Origin of the sequence: Pseudoxanthomonas yeongjuensis (genome assembly GCF_010093345.1) — a bacterium.
GTDB lineage: Bacteria > Pseudomonadota > Gammaproteobacteria > Xanthomonadales > Xanthomonadaceae > Pseudoxanthomonas_A > Pseudoxanthomonas_A yeongjuensis.
Genome location: NZ_PDWT01000008.1, coordinates 20,073 through 44,992 on the forward strand (window position 1 = coordinate 20,073; position 24,920 = coordinate 44,992).

At 66.2% G+C, this 24,920-nt stretch carries 19 protein-coding genes; 2 read left to right on the plus strand and 17 right to left on the minus strand.

The window, feature by feature from the left end; all coding sequences use genetic code 11:
• Nucleotides 1-65: 65 nt before the first annotated feature.
• The 11 genes from CSC74_RS15325 to CSC74_RS15375 form a co-directional block, all read right to left on the minus strand.
• Nucleotides 66-1,532: a dihydroorotase gene (locus CSC74_RS15325; protein ID WP_162315368.1), complete on the minus strand. Its 1,467-nt coding sequence runs from the start codon at nucleotides 1,530-1,532 to the stop codon at nucleotides 66-68.
• A 148-nt stretch (nucleotides 1,533-1,680) separates the two neighbouring features.
• Entirely contained in the window at nucleotides 1,681-2,178 is a 498-nt protein-coding gene (locus CSC74_RS15330) for a LeuD/DmdB family oxidoreductase small subunit (protein WP_162315369.1), read from the minus strand.
• On the minus strand, nucleotides 2,175-3,446 hold the full coding sequence (locus CSC74_RS15335) for a 3-isopropylmalate dehydratase large subunit (RefSeq protein ID WP_162315370.1): 1,272 nt from the start codon (nucleotides 3,444-3,446) through the stop codon (nucleotides 2,175-2,177). The genes CSC74_RS15330 and CSC74_RS15335 overlap by 4 nt, the downstream gene beginning before the upstream one ends.
• Nucleotides 3,447-3,450: 4 nt before the next feature.
• Nucleotides 3,451-4,257, minus strand: a complete 807-nt coding sequence (locus CSC74_RS15340; RefSeq protein WP_162315371.1) for a GntR family transcriptional regulator — start codon at nucleotides 4,255-4,257, stop codon at nucleotides 3,451-3,453.
• Nucleotides 4,258-4,324: 67 nt separating this feature from the next.
• Entirely contained in the window at nucleotides 4,325-5,689 is a 1,365-nt protein-coding gene (locus CSC74_RS15345; RefSeq protein WP_162315372.1) for a spinster family MFS transporter, read from the minus strand.
• A 174-nt stretch (nucleotides 5,690-5,863) separates the two neighbouring features.
• Nucleotides 5,864-7,012 carry a DUF4437 domain-containing protein gene (locus CSC74_RS15350; RefSeq protein ID WP_162315373.1) on the minus strand — a complete coding sequence of 383 codons (1,149 nt, stop codon included), beginning with the start codon at nucleotides 7,010-7,012 and terminating at the stop codon, nucleotides 5,864-5,866.
• Nucleotides 7,009-7,953, minus strand: a complete 945-nt coding sequence (locus tag CSC74_RS15355) for a DUF4437 domain-containing protein (RefSeq protein ID WP_162315374.1) — start codon at nucleotides 7,951-7,953, stop codon at nucleotides 7,009-7,011. Before CSC74_RS15355 ends, CSC74_RS15350 begins: the two co-directional genes overlap by 4 nt.
• 96 nt (nucleotides 7,954-8,049) lie before the next feature.
• Nucleotides 8,050-9,177 (minus strand): DUF4437 domain-containing protein, encoded by a 1,128-nt coding sequence (locus CSC74_RS15360; RefSeq protein WP_162315375.1) that lies wholly within the window; start codon nucleotides 9,175-9,177, stop codon nucleotides 8,050-8,052.
• Complete coding sequence (locus CSC74_RS15365) at nucleotides 9,177-11,411, minus strand: TonB-dependent receptor (protein WP_162315376.1); 2,235 nt, start codon at nucleotides 11,409-11,411, stop codon at nucleotides 9,177-9,179. The genes CSC74_RS15360 and CSC74_RS15365 overlap by 1 nt, the downstream gene beginning before the upstream one ends.
• A 551-nt stretch (nucleotides 11,412-11,962) precedes the next feature.
• Nucleotides 11,963-13,204 carry a CaiB/BaiF CoA transferase family protein gene (locus CSC74_RS15370; protein WP_162315377.1) on the minus strand — a complete coding sequence of 414 codons (1,242 nt, stop codon included), beginning with the start codon at nucleotides 13,202-13,204 and terminating at the stop codon, nucleotides 11,963-11,965.
• Nucleotide 13,205: 1 nt separating this feature from the next.
• Nucleotides 13,206-14,387 carry an acyl-CoA dehydrogenase gene (locus CSC74_RS15375; protein ID WP_162315378.1) on the minus strand — a complete coding sequence of 394 codons (1,182 nt, stop codon included), beginning with the start codon at nucleotides 14,385-14,387 and terminating at the stop codon, nucleotides 13,206-13,208.
• 168 nt (nucleotides 14,388-14,555) lie between these two features.
• Here CSC74_RS15375 and CSC74_RS15380 point away from each other — a divergent pair, with 168 nt between their 5' ends.
• The gene (locus CSC74_RS15380) at nucleotides 14,556-15,527 is read left to right on the plus strand and encodes a LysR substrate-binding domain-containing protein (RefSeq protein ID WP_162315379.1); all 972 of its coding nucleotides are present in this window, start codon (nucleotides 14,556-14,558) and stop codon (nucleotides 15,525-15,527) included.
• A gap of 120 nt (nucleotides 15,528-15,647) precedes the next feature.
• On the opposite strand, the gene CSC74_RS15385 is transcribed toward CSC74_RS15380, so the two are convergent.
• Nucleotides 15,648-15,998, minus strand: a complete 351-nt coding sequence (locus CSC74_RS15385; protein ID WP_162315380.1) for a VOC family protein — start codon at nucleotides 15,996-15,998, stop codon at nucleotides 15,648-15,650.
• Nucleotides 15,999-16,151: 153 nt separating this feature from the next.
• On the opposite strand from CSC74_RS15385, the gene CSC74_RS15390 reads away from it, so the two are divergent.
• Nucleotides 16,152-16,892, plus strand: a complete 741-nt coding sequence (locus CSC74_RS15390; RefSeq protein WP_162315381.1) for an SDR family oxidoreductase — start codon at nucleotides 16,152-16,154, stop codon at nucleotides 16,890-16,892.
• A 136-nt stretch (nucleotides 16,893-17,028) separates the two neighbouring features.
• Here the strand turns inward: CSC74_RS15390 and CSC74_RS15395 are convergent, their stop codons facing one another.
• The 5 genes from CSC74_RS15395 to kdpA all read right to left on the minus strand — a co-directional run bounded on the left by CSC74_RS15395 (nucleotide 17,029) and on the right by kdpA (nucleotide 24,915).
• Complete coding sequence (locus CSC74_RS15395; protein WP_162315382.1) at nucleotides 17,029-17,787, minus strand: response regulator; 759 nt, start codon at nucleotides 17,785-17,787, stop codon at nucleotides 17,029-17,031.
• Nucleotides 17,762-20,428 (minus strand): sensor histidine kinase, encoded by a 2,667-nt coding sequence (locus tag CSC74_RS15400; protein WP_162315383.1) that lies wholly within the window; start codon nucleotides 20,426-20,428, stop codon nucleotides 17,762-17,764. Before CSC74_RS15400 ends, CSC74_RS15395 begins: the two co-directional genes overlap by 26 nt.
• Nucleotides 20,429-20,517: 89 nt before the next feature.
• A complete protein-coding gene (gene kdpC / locus CSC74_RS15405; protein WP_246193316.1) occupies nucleotides 20,518-21,138 on the minus strand; it encodes a potassium-transporting ATPase subunit KdpC in 621 nt (206 codons plus the stop codon).
• A gap of 11 nt (nucleotides 21,139-21,149) precedes the next feature.
• A complete protein-coding gene (gene kdpB, locus CSC74_RS15410) occupies nucleotides 21,150-23,204 on the minus strand; it encodes a potassium-transporting ATPase subunit KdpB (RefSeq protein ID WP_162315384.1) in 2,055 nt (684 codons plus the stop codon).
• 10 nt (nucleotides 23,205-23,214) lie between these two features.
• On the minus strand, nucleotides 23,215-24,915 hold the full coding sequence (gene kdpA / locus CSC74_RS15415) for a potassium-transporting ATPase subunit KdpA (RefSeq protein WP_162315385.1): 1,701 nt from the start codon (nucleotides 24,913-24,915) through the stop codon (nucleotides 23,215-23,217).
• Between the last annotated feature and the right edge of the window lie 5 nt (nucleotides 24,916-24,920).

Here is a 24,920-nt window from a genome sequence, read left to right on the forward strand (position 1 = left end):
GCCAGTGCATCCATCCCGCTGGAGCGCGCTGCAGGCGCGCCCACGGATTGCGCTGCGCGGGAGCGTCAGTCGGGCCGACGCATGAACCTGCCGCGCGGCTTTCCGACCACGGCGCCATCCGCATATATCAACTGACCGCGCAGCCAGGTCTGATCGACACGCGCTTCCATCTGCATGCCCTCGAACGGAGTGTAGCCCTGGCAAGACTCGCTTTCCCTGGCGTGGATCGTGTACGACGCGGTGTCGTCGACAAGGGCCAGGTCGGCATCGAAACCCACGGCGATATCGCCCTTGCGGTTCAAGCCATAGCGTTGTGCAGGATTCCATGACACCAGTTCGGCGATCCGATTGAAGCCGAGGCCGCGCTTGCGCCCTTCGGAGATCAGTGCGGGCAACATGTATTCGGTGCCGCCGAAGCCCGACTTGGCCACGAAGATGTCGTCCGGATGCTCCGCATGCACCTTCGACTCGGTCTTGCAGCAGGCATGGTCGGAGCATACCCAGCTTATGTTTCCATCGAGCAGCGCCTGCCACAGGTATTCCACATCCTCGCGCGGGCGGATAGGCGGATTGACCTTGGCCAGCGCACCGCAGGGCGCATCGGTATCGAGCATCAGGTGCCCGATGGTGACTTCGCGGCGGAAATTGATGTGCGGGAAGGTCGCGGCCATCATCATCGCCGCATCCAGCGCCTTGCGCGACGTCAGGTGCAGCAGGTTGATGTTGACGCAATCCGTCTCGTTGGCAAGATAGCTGGCGATGAAGACGGCCAGTCCCTCGGAGTGCGGCGGACGCGATGCGGAATAGGCCGGCAACCCCTCCAGCTTGCCCTCGCGCTGCACGATCTCGGTGTACGCGCGCATGATTTCTGCGGTCTCGCAGTGCAGCGACAACGAGATCTGGTCGGCCAGTTTGGGGTACTTGTCCATCGCACGGCGGACGCCGCGCATGATGAACTCGAAATGCGCGTAGTCGTAATGCTCGCCCGGCGGCGTCATCAGGAACGACCTCTGGTCGGCGCTGCTGCCGTGCAGGCCGTGCTGGCCGTAGAACATGAAGATCTTGAACGAGGAGACCCCATGGTCGGCGATCAGCGCGTCGATCTCGTCGATGTGGGCGGCCATCATCGGCGCCAGATGGAAGCAGTAGTCGACATGGAAATTGCCCTCGGCCTGGCGCAGCACCTCGGGGAAGAACTCGGCGTACGGGCCGGACTTGTTGAGGTAATACTGGCCGGTGCGCATGTAATTGAGCGAGCTGGTGACGCCGCCCATGGCCGCCGCCCTGCTCTCGCTGACCGCATCCAGCTCCAATGGCTGGTAGATGCCCGTGTGCATGTGCGCGTCCACGGCGCCGGGAAACGCCAATCGGCCCTTTCCATCGACGAGTTCGCTGGCGCGCGCGGGATCTATAGCGGCGGAAATCTCGGCGAACTTGCCGTCCTTGATTGCGATATCGCCGATCGCCACCGTGTCCTGGTTCGGGCGGACGACACGAAGATTCTTGATAAGGACGTCGAACTCAACTGCCATGGTTGTGACTCCGGAGAAACGGTGAAAGGAAGAATGGAAAGGCGATCGGCCTATTTTCCGACCCGAGCGACGCGCGTCCTGCGCTGTTTGCGGGACGGTATTCCGGCCGCGGTCGAACGCGGAATCCCGCGACGGACAACGGCATCGGTCATGGCGCGCGCCTACGGGCCAGCTTGCGTTCGAGCCACGGCATCAGCCCGCCGACGGCGACCACCTCCAGCAACTCGGCTGGCATCTTCTCGCAGGGGAACTCGCGTCCCTGGGTGTGGTTGATCACGATGCCTTCGACCGGGCGCACCTCGATATCGTCGCCGGGATCGGCCTGGAGCTCGGGACAGACCAGCGTGGGCATGCCGAGATTGAGCGCGTTTCGATAGAAGATCCGGGCGAAGGATTTCGCCAGCAACGCACCGACCCCGAGCGTGAGCAGGGCCTGCACCGCCTGTTCGCGCGACGAGCCGATACCGAACGAGTCGCCGGCGATGATGACGTCGCCGGGCCTCACCTCGCGGGCGAAATCGGGATCGATCGCCTCCAGGCAATGGCTGGCCAGCTCCTCGATGGAGCTGCGCATGTACGGACCGGGAGCGAGCAGATCGGTGTCTATCCTGTCGCCGAAGACGAAAGCGCGGCCACGGACGTTCATGCCGTCTCCGCCAACATTTCGCGCGGATCGCATATCTCGCCCTTCACCGCGCCTGCAGCGACGCTGTAGGGCGACCCGAGGTAGACCATCGACTCGGACGACCCCATGCGGCCCTTGAAATTGCGCGCGGTGGTGGACAGGCACACCTCGCCGCCGGCGACCATGCCCGCGCCCATGCCGGCACAGGCGCCGCAACCCGTGGGCAGCAGGATTGCGCCTGCATCGGTGAGGATTCGCAGCGTGCCGTCGGCAGCCGCCCGGGCGGTCATTTCCACCGAGGCCGGCGCGATCAGCAGTCGCGTTCCGCGCGCCACCTTGCGTCCCTTCAGCACCTCCGCGGCCATCTGCAGGTCCGACAGCTTGGCGCCGGTGCACGCGCCGATGTAGGCCTGATCGATCGCGACCCGGCCATAGGAGGCCGCCGGCCGGCTATTGGCGGGGCTGTGCGGGGCCGCGATCTGCGGTTCGAGCGTACTTGCGTCGAAGCAGTGGTTGGCGAGACAGGCTGCGTCGGAGTCGCTTTGCCAGCGTCCGATGTCGCCGGCGAACGGACGCCCGGCCAGCTCCAGCGCATGCAAGGTAGCGGCATCGGCGGTAACGATGCCTGTCTCGGCGCCGAGCTCGGCGGACATGTTGCACAACACCATGCGTTCGGACATCGACATCCTGCGCACGGCCGGGCCGTCGTATTCGAAGGCCTGGTTCTCATTGCCCATGCCCAGCGAGGCGCACAGGAACAGCATCATGTCTTTCGCGCTGACGCCGGCGGCCAGTTCGCCGTTCCAATTCACCCGGACCGTTTCCGGCACCTTCAGCCATATCTCGCCAGTGACCAGTGCGGCGGTGATATCGGTGGCCCCGACGCCCATCATGAACGCGCCGAACGCGCCTCCACTGGTCGAGTGCGAATCCCCGCCCACGCAGAACATCCCCGGCTGGATATGCCCGTGCTCTTGCAGCACCACGTGGCAGATCCCGACCGAATCGTAGTGCCGTACGCCATTCGCCCGGGCCCAGCGGCGGGTCAGCGCGAGTATTTCGGCGCTCTCGATATCCACCGCGGGAACGAAGTGGTCGCTGACCACGACCACGCGGTCCGGATCCCATACCGTGGCGCCCAGCGCTTCCAGCCGCGAGGCGACCCTTCGGGGTCCTCCCGAGTCGTGCATCATCAGCAGGTCGATCGAGGCGGTGATGATCTCGCCTGGCCGCACCTGCTCGCGCCCGCACGAATGCGCGATTATTTTTTCGGCAAGCGTCGAAGCCATGTTCCTACTCTTTCGGTTTCCAGTTCACGACATCCAGGCTCATCTGGTAGCGGAACTGGTCGGGTCGGTATTGGATGTTCAGCAGATCGACCAGTTGGCCGCTGGCATTGAATGACTGGCGCTCCAGGGTGAGCAGCGCCGCGCCGGGCTTCACCTTCAGGTACCCCGCGATGATGGCGTCGGCCGAAACCGCCGACAGGCTCTGTTCGACCCGGGCTATGTCGATCTTGCAGCGCTTGAACAACGCCAGGCGGGACGTAGTGGCGAGATTGGCCTTGTTGAACTGCGGGTGGTCGGTGTTGGTCCAGCTCGTGTAGTAGCCGAACGGGGTCTTGTTGAGGCTGCGCACCCGGACCGCGTTCACGATCGCTTCGTCGGCGCCCAGCTCGAAAAGTTCGCGGACGCGCGCTGGCGGCGGCGTGCGCAGGAACTGGAGCAGGTTCACATCGGTGGCCTCGGCGAGTATCTCGAGACTCTCGAGCAGGCCGGTCAGCGGCGCGCGCAACGGCTTGGCCTTCTTCTGCTTGGATGCGGCCTGATGGATCACGACCGTGCCGCGCCCGCGCGAACGCTTGACGAGTCCGGCCACCGCAAGCTCGTCCAGTGCGCGCTTGGCCGTCATCCGCGAGACGCCGAACGAATGGGTCAGTTCGAACTCCGACGGCAATTGCGTATCCACGGGAATTTCCCCACTCAGCACGTAGTCGCGCAGGATGGTGAACATCTGGAAATACAGCGGCACGGGCAGATCGCCCTGCAACAACTTTTTCAAGTCCGGCGACCGCAACCGATCTATCGCGTTGCTGCTCATTTTTCTAACTCCATTTTCGAAGCGTTGTTATCGTGACTATGGGCCATTTCCCAAGGCGGAAGCGCGGTCAGGACGGAACGTCGGCCCATGCCTGCGATTCCGCCAGGGCGGCACGGAAGTGGCGCAGGTTGTAGACGAGCAGGGCCGCGGCGAACAGGACCGCGCCCAGCGAAATGCTCATTACCGAATAGCGCAGCGCGAGCGGGTCGCGGAATACGTAGTCGGTGAACAGCGCCACGCCGGTGGGACCGATGGTCAGGCCGACCACGTTGACGACCAGGTAGTAGATCGCCGACGCCTGGGCGCGCATCTGGTTCGGCGTGACGATCATCAGGGCGCCGAGGGCGCAGGCGGTGGCCGCGGTCGTGCCGATGGAAGCGGGCAGCAGCAGCACGACCGCGATCCAGGGCGACGGTGCGAGGGCCGCGCCGACCGCGCTGGCGCCGGCGACGATCGCGCAGATCAATGCCGCGCGCATCTGCGCGTCGCGGTATCCCCTGGCGGCCAGGCGTTCGCTCAGCCACGTCGCGGCGAGCGCCGACAAGGGCGCCGCCAGCAGGACCACCGTGCCGTAGGCGAGGCCGACCTCGGCGATGCCCCAGCCCCAGGTCCGGATGAACATGGTGGGGATCCAGGCGAAGAGCGCGTAAGCCAGGAGGGCCACGGCCGACAGGCCGAGGAAGTGGCTCCCGTACATGCGCCAGCGGTCGAGCAGATAGCGCGCGACTTCGGCCAGCGACATGTGCACGGCGGCGCCCGCCTCCGTCGGAAGGCCTTCCTTGCGGCTCGGCTCGCGGATGGTCAACATCAACGCGGCCATCAGCAGGCCCGGCAAGCCCACCACGATGAACACCGTCTGCCAGGCGTACAGCTCGCCCACCATGGGCAGGCGCAGCGGCGGAGCGTTCGATACGTAGGTGATGACCTGGCCGCCGACGATCATCGCCAGGCCGATGCCCAACAGGATGCCCATGTTGTAGACGCCGATCGCGCGGGTCCGGGTCCGCTTCGGGAAGTAGTCGCTGATCAGCGAGAGCGCTGCCGGACCGAGCGAGCCTTCGCCGATGCCGACGCCCAGCCGGAACACGAAGAGTTGGCCGTAGTTCCGGGCCAGTCCGCAGGCGGCGGTCATGGCGCACCAGATGGCGATGCCCGAGGCGATGATCGCGCGCCTGCTGTAACGGTCGGCCAGTCTGCCGATAGGCACGCCGAGCAGGACATAGAAGATCGCGAACGCCAGGCCGATCAGGAGGCTGACCTGGGTATCGCTGATGCCCAGGTCCCGGCGGATGGGTTCGATCATCAGCGCCATGATCTGCCTGTCGACGAACGACACGGCATAAGTCAGCGTCAGGATGGCGACCACATACCAGCTGTAACCGCTGGGGGGATAACCGGTTTCCGTCGGGTCGCCTGGCGCGTGTTGACTCACCATTCCTCTCCTATCGAACTTTTTTGCATCGCAACTGGATCCGGCGACCCACAGGAGGCGGCCGGCGAGGAATGACGATCGTGATCGAACCGACCCTGGCGCCAGCGCGAGTCCGCGCTGGCCGGGACGCGGGCCACGGCGTCCGCCATGGCCCGGCAATGCGAGAAGCGCCCGTCAATGCGGTTCATGGCTCCTCGGCACATAGCGCGGCACGTTGTAATCGTACTTTCTCCAACCCTTTTCGCCCAAGTACTCGATTCCGGTCTTGTAGCTGCAGTCGGTCACGTACGAGGCCCACAGTTGCGTGCCGGTGCGGACCAGCGTCCAACCCCAGCTCGCTTCGCCCTGCCCACCCTTGACGTTGCCGTCGCCATCCCTGGGCGGCGGCGGCGGCTGGGCGACGCTGCCATGCGCTACGCCCGCGGCGCGCCAGAAGTAGCCGCGCGTTCCCCTCTTGTAGGAGGAGATTCCCTGTTCCACGCATTCGCCGCCGTAGCGAGCGGGCGTAGGCCCTCTTTCATCGACCTGGGCGAACCGGCTGCCCTCGGGGATGTAGTACTCCTCGAAACTGGGATGAATCTCGGCGCCGCCGCCGAAGTTGCCCGGCTTGTCGCTCGGTGGCGCGGGAATGCTGGAGACGAACGTCATCCAGGTCATCTCTCCGGTATCGGGATCCTTGCGCATCAGGTTGTGGAGATAACCCGGAAAATTCCCGCCCGTGCGATAGGCCGGGAAGGGCTCATCGACATACCAGGGATTCCTGTAGCGATTCCAGTCGCGAACGCGCGCGTACGTCCGCGCACCTTCCTTGTCGCGGTCGGAGACCACGAACTTCGGCTTTCCCTTCCACCACTGCAGAAGCACGGCTCCCTGGCGGGACTTCACCGGCCCGCGCATCACCCCAGCCGGGAGGTAGCTGTAGGAGTACCTGGTCAGCTTCTCGCCGGCCGGTCCGTCGCCGATGCTCATGTCGCCGTCGAGGACCACGATCTCGTTGTCCACTTCATCGTAGCCGGCGGGTTGGCTCCAGCCCGCGGGCACATAGGTGATCTGCGCCACCGCGTCCATGCTGGGCGATTGGCTGAGCAACCTCCTCTGCAGCCCTGCTGGAATGCCCGGGGCCTCGAACGGCTCCCAGTCGACGAACTCGATGTTCGGAATGTTGTTCATCAGCCCGGGGCGCCCTTCGACCTCATAGCCCGACTCGGGCACAGCGAACGGCGGCGCCTGGCTGACCGTCGGCGGTCCGTACTCTTCGGAAAACGCGGGCGATGCGAACATCGCCACAGCGAGCGACAGGAATGTCCATCGTTGCAACTTCATGGCGCCCCCCCCGCTTGCGCGGTCGGCTCCGCACAGGTGTCGCGATACGTTTCCCAGTGGCCCGGACCCGTGCGGTACAACCACACAGCGAAGGTATCCGAATACTGGCTCAAGCCTCCGTGGGCGATCCCGGCGGGCCTGAAGAAATATCCATCCGGCCCGTAGGTGCCGGCTACCTGTCCTTGCGGCAGGCATTCGGCGATCGTCATGTCGCCGGCGAGCAGGTAGCCCTCTTGCCAGCTCTTGCTGGATGCCCAGCGCGGCAGATCGCCCTCGCCGCTCATCACCGGGTAGCCGCCCGGCGTCGTCACTATCCAGGTCTTCTGTCCGCTGCTCGCGTCCAGGCGTAGAAGCTTCACGTGGAGCGGGGAGTTCTGCATGACCGGCTCATCGCGGTACTTCGGCAGGCTGCCCGGACCGTTGGTCGGCACGTCGTTGTAGAGCAGGCCGTCGATGGCGTCGGCCGTCCTGGCGCCGGCCTTGGACTTCGCGCTGGGCACGTAGTCGGGCGCGCCGCCCCAGAACTGCAGGACCGTGGCGCCTTCCTCGGTGCTGAAGCTGTGCGCATGGCCAGCCGGATAGTACGCGTAGGCGTATCGCCCCATCGGCTTGTCGCCGATGCGGATGCCGCCTTCGACGACGAACATCTCCAGGTCCGCCGAATGGTATCCCGACGGCTGCTTCCAGCCCGGCGGCAGCTTGGCCAGGATCGTCCTCGCACCGGTCTTGTCATCGAAGCTCAGCTGCTTGAACTCGGCGCCCGGCAGACCGGGGAACGTCAGCGGGCGGAAGTGCAGGTTGCGCGGCTGGACGAATCCGACAAGCTCGGCCGAACGATCGCGCGACTCGGGTATCCGCACGTCCTGCGCGAACGCCGTCGTGCAGAGCAGCCATGCGCCGCACACTGACAGGCCTGCTCTGAGTCGATTGCTTATTGGCATTGGTAGCTCCCGGGTTGGATCAACATTTGACGGTGGCAAAGGTGGCGAAAACTATCGCGATGCATCGGCTCGAGGAGCACGGAGTCGGGGGAACGGCTATTCGTGCACCCGGTACCGCGGCACGTCGTAGTCGTACTTCTTCCAGCCCTCGCCCGTGTACTCGAGTCCGGTCTTGTAGCTGCAGTCGCTCACGTACGTGGCCCATAGCGGCGTACCGGTACGGACGATGGAAATGGTGTAGCCCGCGTCGCGCTCGCCACGGCTCATGTGGCCGCCGTGGGCGACGCCGCCCGGGCGCCACCAGTAGGTGCGGTCGCCGTAGGTGACCGGCGTCTCGCCCTGCTCCAGGCACTCGCCGATGACCGTGTCGTTGGTCTTCTCGAGGAAGAAATACTCCTCGAAACTCGGGTGCACCTCGTAGCCGCCGCCGAAGTTGCTGGGCTTTCCGCTGGGCGGCGCCGGAATGCTGGAGCTGAACGTCATCCAGGTCATCTCGCCGGTGTCGGGATCCTCGCGGAGCAGCTTGTGCAGCGCGCCGGGGAAGTTGCCGCCACTGCGGTAGTCGGGGAACGGCTTGCCGATGTACCAGGCGGCATCGAACTGGTTCCAGTCGCGGATGCGCGCCTCGACGCGCGCGCCCGGTCTGTCGCGGTCGGAGGCGGTGAATTTCGGCTTTCCCTTCCACCACTGCAGGAGCACCGCGCCCTGGCGCGAGGCCATCGAACCGCGCATGACACCGGCAGGGATATAACTGTACGAATAGCGCGCGAGGCGTTCGGCTCCAGCGCCTTCGCCGAAGCTGAGGTCGCCGTCCAGCACCACCAGTTCGTTGTCGACTTCGTCGTAACCCGCCGCCTGGCGCCAACCCGCGGGCACGTAGGTGATCTGCGCCACCGCGCCCATGCTCGGCGACTGGCTCAGCAACCTGCGTTGCAGGCCGGCCGGAATACCGGGGCCTTCGAACGCTTCCCACGCGATCGCGGTGGGCGTGTAGTGCAGGACGAAGCCCGAACCCGGCGGCCCCGGGCGCCCTTCGACTTCGTAGCCCTCCTCGGGTACCGGGAATGGCGGAGCCTGGTTGACGCTCGGCGGACCGAACTCCTGCGCGGCCGCGGGCAATGCGATGCACGCCAGGCCCGCGGCGAGGGTCAGCGAGAGGCATGTCGTGGTGCGGAGCCACCACACTCCGCACGACGACGGATCCGGGCCGAGTCGGACGTTCATCAGTAGGTGTAACCGACGCGGAGCATGATCTGGCGCGGATCGCCGATGTAGCCGACCACGGCCGGCCTGACCGGATCGGAGCGCAGGAAACCGGCCTGCACGTAGTGCTTGTTGGTCAGGTTGCGTGCTTCCAGCGAGACATCCCAGCTGCCGTTGCTGCTGCGCCAGCCGATCGACGCATTGAACAGATCGAGCACCGGCGTCTGGACCAGCTCGGGTTCGTTGGAAATGTTGTTGTAGACCTTCGACGTGTGGTCCCAGGAACCGTTGAACGTCAGGTCTCCCGGCAAGGCCGGAATCGTCGGCGTGAAGCGGAAGCCCACGCTGATCTTCTCCTTCGGCAGGCCCTTGATCTCCTTGTCCGTGCAGTCCACATAGACCGCGTTGGCGTTGCCGCAAACGAAATCCTTGGTGTACTTGCCGTCGTTGAAGGCCATGTTGCCGTACAGGTTGAGGCTGTCGGTGACCTGCCAGTTGGGCTCGAGCTCCAGGCCCCAGACCCGCGCGGCGCCGGCGTTGAGCACCGCCAGGAACTGCGAACCGGGAATGACGGTGGTCAGCTGCAGGTCGGTGTAGTCGGCGAGGTAAGCCGTCGCATTGAGCCTGAAGCGGTTGTCCGACGAGTTGATCTTGGCGCCCAGCTCGTAGCTGTCCACCCACTCTGCGCCGTAAGGCGTGGGCTGGAGCGCCGCCGTCACCGGATCGCGCGAGTTGAAGCCGCCGCTGCGGGTGCCGCGGGTCCAGGACGCATAGGTGAACAGCTGGTCGTTGACTTCCCAGTTGACGCCGAGCTTGGGCGTGGTGGAGGAGAAGGTGGAGTGGCCCACCTGCTCGCCCGCCACCGAACCGATGGCCAGCGAGTAGTAGTCCGTGGTCTCGCGCGTGTAGCGCAGGCCGGCCACCACGCTCCAGCCATCGCCGATCGTGTAGGTCGCCTGGCCGAACACCGCGGGCGCCTTGACTTCGTTCTTCGCGTCGTCGACCTGGCTGCCGCCGCTCGCGCCCTGCTGCGAGCCTTCTTCGGCGAAGTAGTACAGGCCGGCGACGCCCTTGAGCCGCTCGCCAGTGAAGATCGCATTGAATTCCTGCGTCCACCACGAGCTCTCGAGGCGCACCCGGTCCGCGTTGGCCACGACCAGGCGTCCGCCATTGGCCGCGATCCTGGCCGGCGTGAGGAACGAATCGTTGCCCAGGTTGCGCTGCTTCAGCGAGCCGTAGCCGGTGATGGAGGTCAGTTGCACGTTTTCGGTGAGGTCGTAGGTCGCGTTGAGCGACGACCCGCGCTGCGAAAGGGTCTGGTCGAGGTTGGCGTACACCTCGTTGATGGTCAGGTCGCGCCCGGGAACCGCGTACGGATCGTCGACGCCCGGCAGCACCACCAGCGGGATCGGAATGTTGGCGTCGGAGTCGTCCTGCATCGCGTAGGCCGAGAGCTCCAGCATCAGCTTTTCGGTCGGCTGGAACAGCAGTTTCATGCGCTCCGCGCTGCGGTCCATGTCGCCGATGCGATCGTCGTACTGCAAGCCGTAGATGTATCCATCGCGCTCGCGATGCACGCCGCTGACGGAAAAGGCGAGCTTGTCTTCGATGAGCGGACCGCTGAGATAGAACTTGGCTTCGCGGGCGTTCCAGTCGCCCACGCTCAGCTGGGCGCCGCCTGTCCACGAATAGGAGGGTTGCTTGGTCACCAGCTTGATGGCGCCGCCGGAAGTGTTGCGCCCGTACAGGCTTCCCTGCGGACCGCGCAGGAATTCCACCCGGCTGATGTCGAAGAAGTCGAAGAACGCTCCCATCGGACGGGGCTGGATGACGTTGTCGATATACACGCCGACGGTGCCGTTGGAGCGGATGCCGCCCGTTTCCGTACCGGCCCCGCGAACGACGATCTTCATCTGCGCGGAAGGAGCCGTCGCGGGCGCGAGCACCACGCCCGGGATCTGGTTGGCGATGTCGCGTACATCCTTGACCTGGCGATCGCCCAGGGCCTCGAAACTCAGGGCCGTCACCGAAATGGGCGTCGTCTTCACCGAACCGCCATAGCGCTCGGCGGTCACGGTCACTTCGTCCAGGGTTACCGCGTTGCTCTGCTGGTTCTGTTTTTCATCGGCGGCTTCATCGCTTACCTGCGCCTCGGCCGTCTCGGCGCCGGCCTGCGCAAAAGCGGCCGCCGGGAACAGCGCGGTCGCGATCGCGACCATCAGGAACTTGCGTACGGGACGAATCTCTCTGGCCATCTCAACAACCCCTCTTAAGTGTGCTGGGACATCTCTAAGATCTGATGTGACGCCTGGCAGGCGATTCGCGCCCTGCAAACCGTCGATTTTTTCCGCCTTCCCCGAACCTTTGCCCTTCGTGCGGGAGCTATCTGCTGCATCCCTTTCGAGTCCATCGGTGCCGATCGCTCTGCACTTGTCCTAAGTATATACATTAGCCATTTGCGGTGGTCAATAGCCCATATGCGCCAGCTGGAGAGAATTTCCCGTCTTGTGCGATTTCCTTCCGGAGTCTTTCGGGGTCGGCGCGCGTGCGCCACGCCGCTCTCGCGAAGAGGCCGGGTGCGGCGGGAGCGGATCATCCGCATCCGCGCGGGCCAGGGGCGGCGCCAAGCTTGCCGGACATGCCGTCGGGCACGGCGCCGGTCGGCGGCATGTTTTTCCGAAGGGCCTGGAACGCGATCCTGGAATGCCGCAGTTGCAGCCTCTGCAGTACTCGGCCCAAAACCGATCCGGCACGCGCGCCGCGCGCCGGCATGTCGGGCGTCGGCGCGCAAGCCGCGCCGATGCGCTCAGATCGCGGCGTTGTCGCGCAACGTCCGCAGCTGCGCCGCGTCGAATCCCAGCCAGTCGGCCAACACGGCGTCGGTATGCTGGCCCAGCGTTGGCGGGGGCAGCCGGTAGCTCACCGGAGTTTCCGAAAAGCGGATCGGATTGGCCACCAGCGATACCGAGCCGGCTTGCGGATGCGGCATCTCGATACGCATGCCGCGTGCGATGGCCTGGGGATCGGCGAAGACCTGATCGATTGCGTTGATCGGCCCGCAAGGCACCGCCTGCGATTCCAGCGCGGAAACCCACTCAGCCGTGGTCCTCATCACCGTGGTCTGGCGCAGCAGCGGAATCAGGATGCTGCGGTGGGCCACCCGCTGCGGATTGCTCGAGAAGCGCGCGTCCTGCGCCCACTCCGGATGGCCGGCGACCGTGCAGAAACGCGCGAATTGCTGATCGTTTCCGATCGCCAGGATCATGTCGCCATCCGCGGTCGGAAAATCCTGGTACGGAACGATGTTCGGATGCGCGTTGCCCATGCGCTGCGGCACCTGTCCGCCGACCAGGTAATTGGACGCCTGGTTGGCAAGACAGGCGATCTGCACATCGAACAGCGCCAGGTCGATGTGCTGGCCCAGTCCGGAGCGCTCGCGTTCGCTTAGCGCGGCCTGGATCGCGATGGTGGAATAGAGGCCGGTGAGGATATCCGCCAGCGCCACGCCAACCTTCTGCGGGCCTGCGCCCGGCTCGTCCTGCCCGCGCCCGGTGATGCTCATCAGCCCGCCCATCGCCTGGATCAGGAAGTCGTAGCCGGCGCGGTTGGCATAGGGCCCGGTCTGGCCGAAGCCGCTGATGGAGCAGTACACCAGACGTGGCGCGATCGCACGCAGGCTGGCCGCATCCAGGCCGTACTTGGCCAGCCCGCCGGGCTTGAAGTTTTCCAGTACGACATCGGCCTTGCGGGCCAGATCCGCGACCACCGCCTGACCGGCAGGCGTGGCCAGATCGATGGCGATCGAACGCTTGTTGCGGTTGGCGCAGAGGAAATACGCGGCTTCACCGGTATCGCGTTCTGCGGCATCGCGCAGATACGGCGGCCCCCAGGTCCGCGTGTCGTCGCCGTGCACGGGGCGCTCGACCTTGACCACGTCGGCGCCGAGATCGGCCAGCATCTGGCTGCACCAGGGGCCGGCCAGTACCCGCGACAGATCGAGCACCCGGATGCCGGCAAGCGGAGCGCTGCGGAGGGAAGAAGGGCTCACCTCAGCCCGCGAATGCGGCGATGCCGGTGATGGCGCGGCCCAGGATCAAGGCATGCACGTCGTGGGTGCCTTCGTAGGTATTGACGACTTCCAGGTTCACCAGATGGCGGGCGACGCCGAATTCATCGCTGATGCCATTGCCGCCCAGCATGTCGCGGGCCTGGCGCGCGATGTCCAGCGCCTTGCCGCAACTGTTGCGCTTCATGATCGAGGTCAGCTCGACCGCTGCGCCGCCCTCGTCCTTCATGCGGCCCAGCCGCAGGCAGCCCTGCAGGCCGAGTGCGATCTCGGTGAGCATGTCGGCGAGTTTCTTCTGCACCAGCTGGTTGGCGGCCAGCGGGCGATCGAACTGCTTGCGTTCCAGCGTGTAGAGACGTGCGCGATGGAAGCAGTCCTCCGCCGCGCCGAGCGCGCCCCAGGCGATGCCGTAGCGCGCGCTGTTGAGGCAGGTGAAAGGTCCTTTCAGGCCGCGTATCTCGGGAAACGCGTTTTCCTCGGGACAGAACACCTCGTCCATGACGATCTCGCCGGTGATGCTGGCGCGCAGACCGATCTTGCCGTGGATCGGCGGCGCCGTAAGCCCTTTCCAGCCTTTCTCCAGCACGAAGCCGCGGATCGCGCCCTCGTCGTCCTTGGCCCACACCACGAACACGTCCGCGATCGGGCTGTTGGTGATCCAGGTCTTGGCGCCGCTCAGCGAGTAACCCCCTGCGACCTTTCGCGCACGGGTGATCATGCTGCCCGGGTCCGAGCCGTGGTTGGGTTCGGTCAGGCCGAAGCAACCGATCAGCTCGCCGGTGGCGAGCCCGGGCAGATAGCGCTGCCGGGTCTCTTCGTTGCCGAAGTCGTGGATGGGCACCATCACCAGCGACGACTGCACGCTCATCATCGAGCGGTAGCCCGAATCCACGCGTTCGATCTCGCGCGCGATCAGGCCGTAGGACACGTAATTCAGGCCGGTGCCGCCGTAGCGTTCGGGCAAGGTCGCGCCGAGCAGGCCAAGCGCGCCCATCTCGCGGAAGATGCCTGGGTCGGTATGTTCGTTGCGGAAGGCGCTGGTGACCCCGGGCGCCAGACGCGTGCCCGCGTAATCGGCGGCCGCATCACGAATCATCCGCTCCTCGGCGCCGAGTTGCGCGTCCAGATCGAGCGGGTCGTTATAGGAGAAAACGGTACGGGTCATGGGCGCCGCCGGCAGGGTGAAGGCTGCCATCCTAGGAACCGGCGGGGCCGGCGGCAAACGAAAAGTATGCAAGCAGATATGATTCTGATGCATATTTGGATGCAAATCCTGTACTGAACGCCTGCTGTTGCGCACGATTTCTGTTTATTCAACCGGTTTTTGCATGTCATGGCAAGAAAGCTTCCATCCTTCCAGGTCTTGCAATGCTTCGAGGCGGCCGCGCGCCAGGAGAGCTATACCCGCGCCGCGCGCGAGCTGGCCCTCACCCAGGGCGCGGTGTCGCGGCGGATCGCCAGCCTGGAAGCGTTTCTCGGCTTCGACCTGTTTCGCCGTACCCGCCATGGCGTCCGCCTGACCGAGGAAGGGGCCGCGTATGCGCGGCGGATCGCCGGACGCCTCGACGGGCTCGAACGCGACACTCTGGACGCGATGGCGCGCCAGGGTGCCGGTGGCTCGATCCGGCTGGCATCGGTTCCCACCTTCGCCACACGCTGGTTGTTGCCGCGCCTGCCCTGGTTTTCGGCCCTGCATCCGGATATCACGATCCATCTGGAAACCCGCACGCGGCCGTTCCTGTTCGCCGAAACCAGCCACGATGCCGCGCTGTACGCCGGTACCGCCGAACAGATCGCGCAGTGGCCGGGCATCCGCGCCACCGCGCTGATGCGCGAGGATGTGGTGCCGATGGCCAGTCCCGCGCTGCTGGCCACGCGCGCATCCTGGACGCCGGCCGATATCGCCGCCGCGCCGCTGCTGCAACAGTCGACCCGTCCGGAGGCATGGCGGCAATGGTTTGCGGCGATGGAGGTCGATTCGCCCATGGCGCTTGCCGGGCCCCGCTATGACCTGTTCTCGATGGCGGCGGTGGCGGCGACGGCGGGCCTGGGTATCGCGCTGGTACCGAAGATGCTGGTGATGGCGGAACTGGCGCGCGGCGAACTGGTCATCGCCTGCGACCGTCCCCTGCATGGCGCAAGCCACTATTACCTGGTGATCCCCGAGACCGCAGCCGGCAATGCCCGGCTGCGGCATTTCAGCGAATGGCTGCAGCAGGCCGCGGCCGCGAACCACGCGGTTGATCAGGCACCACTGTCGTTCGCGACGCGCGGCGCCTCCCGTTCGCCAGCTTCCGGCCAGTGACGGAAACGACGCCTGCGCGGTCGCCCCGGCCTGCAGTCATCCTTCGAAGAAGATAGACGAGGCCTCGTTCGCCCTTCCTGCGTGCCCTGCCCGCACCAGCGCAGGGACGACCTGCGGCGGCTAACTCAGCAACGCATCGCTTTTGGCATGCGCGAACACCACCTGGTTGCCGTCCTGGTCCTGGACGATGGCCACGTCGACCAGGTCGGAGCGCGATTTCTCGCCGATGCGGATGCCCTTGGATTCCAGTCCGGCGATTTCGCGGTCCAGATCCTCGACCACCAGCGTCATCGAGGAATAGCCGGCGCGGATCCCGTCCTCGAACACCTGCACGCAACCGCCATGGGGCAGCTGCCACTCGGCGACTTCGTCCATCGGTCGCGAGGCCGGCCCCAGGATCCGCTCGTACCAGAGCACGGCCGCATCGATATCCTTCACTGCGATCCCGGCCAGGGCATTGACGATGGACATGGCACACCTTCCGCTGCGAGGGTCTTGAACGAGGGATACCGAACCGGCAGTTACAGGCTGGTGAAATGGACCGCTCACGCCCGACGGGACGGGATCCGCATTCATGTGCGCGTGCGCCCTTACACTGCGCGCTTTCCGCCGATGGAGCCCCGCATGAATACTGCAACCCCACGCGTCGCCCTGGTCACCGGCGCCTCCCGCGGCATCGGCGCGGCCATCGCCCAGCGCCTGGCCGCCGATGGCCATGCGGTGATCGTCAACTACGCCGGCAACGCCCTCGAAGCCGAAGCCGTGGTGCGCCGGATCGAAGCCGCCGGCGGCCAGGCGCTCGCGGTGCAGGCCGACGTGGCGGATGCCGCGGCCGTGGCGAAACTGTTCGACGCGGCGGTCGCGGCTTTCGGCGGCATCGACGTGCTGGTCAACAACGCCGGCATCATGATGCTGGGATCGATCGGCGACAGCGACGATGCGCTGTTCGATCGTCAGATCGCGGTGAACCTGAAAGGCAGCTTCAATACCATGCGCGAAGCCTCCAGGCGCCTGCGCGACGGCGGACGCATCGTCAACTTCTCCACCAGTGTGGTCGGCACGAAAATGGAGAACTACGGTGTGTACGCGGCGACCAAGGCGGCGGTGGAAACGCTGACCGCCATCCACTCGAAGGAACTGCGCGGCCGCGGCATCACCGTCAATGCGGTCGCACCCGGCCCCACCGCGACCGATCTCTTCCTCAATGGGAAATCGGACGAACTGGTGCAGCGCCTGGCCAAGATGAACCCGCTGGAGCGGTTGGGCACGCCGGAAGATATCGCCGCAGTCGTGGCGTTCCTGGTCGGCCCGGATGGCGGCTGGATCAACGGACAGGTGCTGCGGGCGAATGGCGGGATGGTCTGAGCGGACCACGGACACCAACATGCCCGGATACCTGTGGGTCCGAACTTGCCCGGATGCTCTTGGTGAAGAATCAAAAGCATCCGAGCAAGCTCGGATCTACAAACGCCGAAGCAGAAGCATCCGGGCAAGCTCGGATCTACAAGTCAGGTAGCTTCCACTGGCTTGCGTCGACGAAACGCAGGCCCACTCCCGGCTCGGTAGCGATGTATTTCGGTGAGGCCGCTTCGTCGCCCAGCTTCTGCCGCAGCTTGCCGACCAGGATGCGCAGGTAATGGGTGTCGTGCTGGTGGGTGGGGCCCCAGACTTCCTTCAACAACTGCGGCTGGGTGACCACGCGGCCGGCATGGCGCAACAGCAGCGCGAGCAGCATGTATTCCTTGCGGGTCAATGCGACCGGTTCGCCGTGCAGGCGCACTTCGCGCCGGGAAAGATCCACGCGCAGGTGGCCGTCGTCGAACACGGGCAGGGCTTCGTGCGGATCGGCCGCATGCTGGCGCAGCAATCCGCGCACGCGCGCCATCAGTTCCTGCACGCCGAACGGCTTGGTCACGTAATCGTTGGCGCCCGCATCGAGCGCGGCGACCTTCTCCGCTTCGCCCGCGCGCACCGTGAGCATGATCACCGGCGCCTGCGACCACTGGCGCAATTCCTTCAGCACTTCATGGCCGTCCTTGTCGGGCAGGCCGATGTCGAGGATCACCAGATCCGCGCCCTGCACGGCCAGTGCGGTCAGTCCTTCCCCGCCATTCGCCGCCAGCGCCACCTGGTAGCCCTGCGCGCGCAGGCTGATGTCGAGGAACTTGCGGATCTGCGGCTCGTCGTCGATCACCAGCACCCGCGCCGGTGGCGCGGAGGTCGGGTCGCCTGCTTCAGTCGGGTGATTCTGATTTGGCATTGCTCATCTGCGGCAGCGGTTCGATCAGCGGCAGGGTAATCCGGATCAGGGTGCCGCGGCCATCGGCGGCGAGCGCTTCGACGCTGCCGCCATGCGCGCCGATCATGCCCTGGCTGATGGTCAGGCCCAGGCCGGTGCCGTGGCGGCCGCGATCGCCGCGCTCCACGCTGTAGAACATGTCGAAGATCCGCGCGCGCTCGTCCTCGGGAATGCCGGGGCCATGGTCGCGCACGTCGATGCGCAGCTTGCCTTCGACCAGGCGCGCCTCGACTTCCACAGGCTGGTCGGGCGGGGAGAACTTGGCCGCGTTCTCGAGCACGTTGAACAACGCCTGCTCCACCAGCGCCGGATGCACCCAGATCGGCTTCAGGTCCGCCGCGATCCGCATCTGCAGCTTGATATCCGGCTGATAGCGCAGCAGGCGGCTGGTGGCCGATCCGATCAGTTCGTCCACGCCGATCCAGTCGCGATTCAAGGTCAGGCCATCGTGGCCGAGCCGGGTCATGTCGAGCAGATTCTGGATGTAGCGGTCCAGGCGCTCGCCTTCCAGCTGGATGGTGTCGAGCAGGCTCTTGCGGTCTTCGGCGCTCATCGCCTCGGAATAATTGGCCAGGCTGCTGGCCGAACCGATCATCGACGACAGCGGCGAACGCAGGTCGTGCGACACGGAAGAAAGCAGCGCCGAGCGCAGGCGCTCGGTTTCGTTGCCGACGCGCGCGGTTTCCAGGTCCGACACCAGCCGCGTGCGCAATGCGGCCTGGCCGATGTCGTCGGCCATGGCCTCGGCCAGGCGCTGTTGCTCGAAGGCCAGCCGCGCATGGCCGGTGGCGAAGCGCAGGCCGATCACGCCGAGCGTTTCGCGATCGTTGCGCAGCGGCAGGAACCACCATGCCGAACCCGCCAGCGTATCGGTATAGCGACCGGTCGCCTGGCCGTGGCGTTGCGCCCATTCGGCCGCGCCCAGGTCGGTATCGCCGAGCTTCGCAGACTCCGATGCGGCCACGGCATCGTCGATGCGGATCCACGCCGGTGCGCCGAAGGTCGCCTGCAACGAGGTGCGCCCCGCGGCAAGCACCTGCCCCAGGTCCGCCGCGCTGGCGAGTTGCCGGCCAAGCTCCTGCAGCGCCGTGGCATGGGTGTTGGCCGCGCGCAAGGCGATCACCTGCATGCGCAGCCTGGACGCCAGCCGCCCCGCCACCAGCGCGGCGACCAGGAACAGGAACACGGTGATCACGCCCTGGCGCGCGCTGATCTCCAGGGTGAAGCGCGGTTCGATGAAGAAGAAGTTGTAGGCCAGGAAACACAGCACCGCGGTGACCACCGCCGCGGTCATGCGCGTGCGTGCGGCGACGACCACGACCGCGACGATGAACACCATCGACAGATCGTCCAGCCCGACCCAGCGCTCGGCCAGCCAGGCGACCAGCATCGCCAGCAAGGTGGCGGCCAACACCAGCGCGACATCGTGGCGGATGAAGGACAGGCGCGGCGCATGCGATTCGCGCCGCGCGCGCGCGCGCGCCTCTGGCGTGTTGACGATGGTCAGTTCGTAGTGCGCGCCCCGCTGCAGCAGCTGCTGGGTCAGGGTGCGGTTGAACATGCGCGCCACCGGACGTTCGCGGGTGCGGCCCAGGACGATCGCCGACACCCCGCTGCGCCCGGCGTGGTCCAGCAACGCGTCGGCGATGCTGGCGCCGTGCAGCACTTCGGTCTGGGCGCCGAGCTTGCGCGCCAGGGCGAAGGCCGCGTCGAGCTCCTGCTGGCGAACCTCATCGTTCACGCCAGTCTGCACGGTGACCACGGTCCACGGCGCATCGCGGCGTTCGGCAAGACGGCGGGCCACGCGAACCATATATTCCGACTGGCCCAGGCCATCGATGGCGACGAGCACCCTGCGCCGCACGTTCATCCCGGATACGCCGCGCGCGGCCTGGGTTTCGCGCAGGTCGCTGTCGACCCGGTCGGCCGCGGTCTGCATCGCCAGCTCGCGCAGCGCGATCAGGTTGGAAGGCGAGAAGAAGGTCTGCAACGCCTGTGCGGCCTGGTCGGGCACGTAGACCTTGCCCTGGCGCAGGCGTTCGATCAGTTCGCGCGGCGGCAGGTCGACCAGCACGATGTCGCGCAGGCGGTCGAATATGACATCCGGCACGGTCTCGCTCACCCGCACGCCGGTGATGCGGAAGACCACATCGTTGAGGCTTTCCAGGTGCTGGATGTTGATCGTGGTGTAGACGTCGATGCCGGCGTCGAGCAGTTCCACCACGTCCTGCCAGCGGCGTTCGTGGCGGCTGCCGGCGGCATTCCGGTGGGCGAGTTCGTCGACCAGGACGATCGCCGGCTTGCGCGCCAGGATCGCGTCCAGGTCCATTTCCTCGAACACGCGGCCGCGGTAGTCCAGGCGCGCGCGCGGCATCAGTTCCAGGCCGTCGATGAGCGCGGCGGTTTCGGCGCGGCCGTGGGTCTCGACGATGCCGACCACGACATCGACATTCTGCTTGCGCAGTTCGCGCGCGCGCGACAGCATCGTGTAGGTCTTGCCCACGCCCGGCGCGGCGCCCAGGAAGATGGTCAGACGCCCGCCGCTTTCGCGCCGGAGCTCGCCGATGAGAGCGTCTGCCTGGTGGGTGCGGAGGTCGATCATGCGGTTATTGTGCGCCTGGGGCCACGGCTTGTTGGGGCTGTCGCTATTTTTTTGGATCGTCGTCCCCGCTTTCGCGGGGACGGCGACTTCTATTTTTCCGGCGAATGCAGTGCCTGTTCCTTTCTATCCAACGCCAGGTTCAACTCCAGCACGTTGACCCGCGGCTGCCCAAGCGCGCCGAACTGCGGCGCCTGCGTGTTGGCCGCCACCCATGCGGCGACGGCCGAAGGATCCAGTCCCCGTGCCTGGGCCACGCGTGCGATCTGCACCTGCGTGCCGGCCGGACTCAGGTGCGGGTCCAGACCGCTGCCGGATTGGGTGACGAGTTCGGCAGGCACGTCCTGCGCGGCGATGCCGTCCCGCGCGGCGACCGCGGCGGCGGTTTCCTCGATGCGCTTGCGCAGGTCGGGGTTGGTCCGCGCCTGGTTGCTGCCCGCGGCGGCCATCGGGTCGTAGTTGGCCGCCGAGGGCCGCGGCTGGAAATAGCGCGGATCGGCGAACGGTTGCGCGATCAGCGACGAGCCGACCGCCTTGCCGTCGACGGTCACGATGCTGCCGGTGGCCTGTTGCGGAAACAGGCCGCGACCGAGCGCGGTGCCGGCCAGTGAATAGAGCAGGCCCATGCCGAGGAGGATGACGGCGGCGAAGGCCAGCGAGGCGCGCAGGACGCCGTTGTCGTGGAGCTGTGGGTTGCGGATAAGGGAGTTCACTGTCTTGTTCCTCAGGCGCCGATCGTGGCGGCGAGCACCAGGTCGATCAGCTTGATGGCAACGAACGGCAGGATCACCCCGCCGAGGCCGTAGATCAGCATGTTCCGGCGCAGCAGCGCGGTGGCCCCGGCCGGCTTGAAGCGGACGCCGCGCAGCGCCAGCGGGATCAATGCCGGAATGATCAGCGCATTGAAGATCAGGGCGGCGAGCACGGCGTTGGTCGGACTGGACAGCTTCATCACATTCAACGCCGCCATCGACGGGATCGCCGCGGCGAACAGCGCCGGCAGGATGGCGAAGTACTTGGACACGTCGTTGGCCAGCGAGAACGTGGTCAGCGCGCCGCGGGTGATCAGTTGCTGCTTGCCGATCTCGACGACGGCCAGCAGTTTGGCCGGATCCGAATCCAGGTCGACCATGTTGCCGGCCTCCTTCGCCGCCTGGGTGCCCGAGTTCATCGCCAGGCCCACGTCGGCCTGGGCCAGCGCGGGCGCATCGTTGGTGCCGTCGCCGACCATGGCGACGAGGCTGCCCCCGGCCTGCTCGCTGCGGATGCGGGCGAGCTTGTCCTCGGGCGTGGATTCGGCGATGTAGTCGTCGACGCCGGCTTCGGCGGCGATGGCGGCGGCGGTCAGCGGATTGTCGCCGGTGATCATCACCGTGCGCACGCCCATCGCACGCAAGCGGGCGAACTTTTCCTTCACCCCGTGCTTGACCACGTCCGACAACTCGACCACGCCGAGGATGTGCTTGCCTTCGCTGACCACCAGCGGAGTGGCGCCGCTGCGCGCGACCTGTTCGACGCGCGCGATGAGTTCGTTCGGCACCAGGCTGCCCTGCGCTTCGACGTGGCGCCTGATCGCATCGCCGGCGCCCTTGCGAATGACGCGCATGTTGCCACGACCGTCGTCCAGATCCACGCCGGACATGCGCGTCTGCGCGGTGAATTGCAGGTAATGGGCGCGGTCGGGCTCGGGAACGGTGCAGTCCTGCTCGCGCGCCAGCCTCACGATTGATTTTCCTTCCGGCGTGGGATCGGCGAGCGATGCCAGCAGCGCGGCCTCGCGCAGCAACGAGGCATCGACGCCGGCCAGCGGATGGAACACGGTCGCCTGGCGGTCGCCATGGGTGATGGTGCCGGTCTTGTCCAGCAGCAGCACGTCCACGTCGCCGGCCACTTCCACCGCCTTGCCGGATTTGGCCAGCACGTTGGCGGACAGCGCGCGGTTCATGCCGGCGATGCCGATGGCCGGAAGCAAACCGCCGATCGTGGTCGGAATCAGGCACACCAGCAGCGCGATCAGCAGCAGCGGCGCGACCTGCACGCCGACGAAGGCGCCGATGGCCGGCAGCGTGGCGACCACGATCAGGAAGGTCAGGGTCATCGCCGCCAGCAGCATGGTCAATGCTATTTCGTTCGGCGTCTTCTGCCGGTTGGCGCCCTCGACCAGCGCGATCATCCGGTCGAGGAAGCTGTGGCCGGGTTCGGCGGTGATGCGGATGACGATCTCGTCGGACAGCACCTTGGTCCCGCCGATCACGCCGGAGCGGTCGGTGCCGGCCTCGCGCAGCACCGGCGCCGATTCGCCGGTGACCGCGGATTCGTTGATCGTGGCCAGGCCCTGGATGATCTCGCCATCGGCGGGAATCTGTTCGCCGGCGCTGACGATCACCGTGTCGCCCGGACGCAGGTCGGCGGCAGGCACCTGGGTTTCGCTGCCGTCGGCTTCCTGCTTGCGCGCGACCAGATCCTTGCGTGCGCGACGCAGCGACGAAGCCTGGCCGCGGCCGCGCGCTTCGGCGATGGCCTCGGCGAAGTTGCCGAACAGCACGGTGACGAACAGGATCGCAGTGACCGACCAACCGAACCCGGGCGATGCTTGACCGGCCAGGGTGATCAACGCCGACAGCAAGGTTCCGATCAACACGATCGCCATCACCGGGCTCTTGGCCAGGTGGCGTGGCGACAGCTTCAGGAAAGAGTCGCGCAGCGCACTGCGCAGCGCCGCGGCATCGACCAGGGCGGGTTTGCGCGGATGCTGGCTGTGGGAAGTGATTTCGCTCATTTCGTTGCTCTCAGTGCGCCATCGCGGACAGCGACAGGTGGTCGGCGATCGGACCCAGCACCAGTGCGGGCATGAACTGCAGCACGGTCAGGACCAGCACCACCGCGATCAGGGTCAGGGCGAAGGTCGGCGTTTCGATACGAAGGCTGCCCGCGCTTTCCGGCGCCGGACGCTTGCGCGCCATCAGTGCGGCCACGGCCAGCGGAACGATCAGGGCTGGATAGCGGCCAAGCGCGAGCACGGCGGCACAGCTCAGGTTCCACCAGTACGTAGCATCGCCGAGGCCTTCGAAACCGGAGCCGTTGTTGGCGAAGGCCGAGGTGTACTCGTAGAACACCTGGCTGATGCCGTGGAAGCCGGGGTTGGAGTAACCGGTGATCGACGGGATGGCGAGCGTCAACGCAGTGAAGCCCAGCAGCACCAGCGGCTGCAGCAGGACCAGCAACGCCAGCAGCTTCACTTCCTGCGCCTCGATCTTGCGACCGAACAATTCCGGTGTGCGCCCGGTCATCAATCCGGCCAGGAACACGCTCAGCAGCAGGTAGACGAGGAACTGCTGCAGGCCGCAACCGACGCCGCCCCAGATCGAGTTGACCAGCATGTTGACCATGGCCACGCCGCCGGTCAGCGGCGCCAGCGAATCGTGCATGGAATTGACCGAGCCGTTGTTGACCTGGGTAGTGATGGACGACCACAAGGCGGAGGATCCGGCGCCCAGCCGCACTTCCTTGCCTTCCATGACGGCGACGTCGCCACTGGTCGACGACCAGGCTTCCGACCACACCGAAACGCCCGTGGACACCACCGACATCGACAACATGGCGCCGAACACCAGGGCGGTGAGCCTACGCCGTCCGGTGAACGGGGTGATCATGAAGATCACCGCGATCGGGATCAGCATGATGCCGAAGACTTCGAGCAGGTTCGAGAATGGAGTCGGATTCTCCAGCGGGAAACTGCTGTTGGGACCATACCAGCCGCCCCCGTTGGAACCCAGTTGCTTGGCCGCGACCATCGCCGCGACCGGGCCCAGCGGGATCTTCTGGCCGGCCATCTGCGCGCTGGCGTCGATCGGGGTCACCGTCGGACCCGCGGCAAGCGTCGCGGGCACACCCTGCGAGGCCAGCAGCACCGACCACAGCAGGCACAGCGGCAGCATGAAGCGCACCGTCGCGCGGGTTACGTCGGCCCAGTAATTGCCGACATTCGCTTCGCCGGTTTCGTGCGCGTTCTGTTCCGCGCCGCCGAACAGTGCGCGCAACGTCGCGACCACCAGCGCCAGGCCCATCATCGGCGTGACCACCTGCAGGCCGACGATGCCGACCATCTGCGACAGGTAGGAGAGTTGCGCCTGCCCCGAATAATGCTGCTGGTTGGTGTTGGTCAGGAACGACACCACTGTGTGCAGCGCCGTATCCCAGCGCAGGTTGGGGATGGCGTCGGGATTGAGCGGCAGCCAGGCCTGGGTCATGAACAGCAGCCAGGTCAGCGAGCCGACGACCAGATTGCTGAGCAGAAAGGCCTTGGCATAGCCGCGCCAGCTCATACCGCGCCGGGGATCGGTGCCGAGCAGCTTGTACACCGGCTTCTCGAGCCAGCCGAACAGGCGGTCGCTACGCATCGGAGTGCCGCGCATGACCTTGGCGAGGTAGAGGCCCAGGGGCCAACCCAGGCCGATGGCGAGAGCGAAAACGAGCAGGATTTCGGTCATGTTCG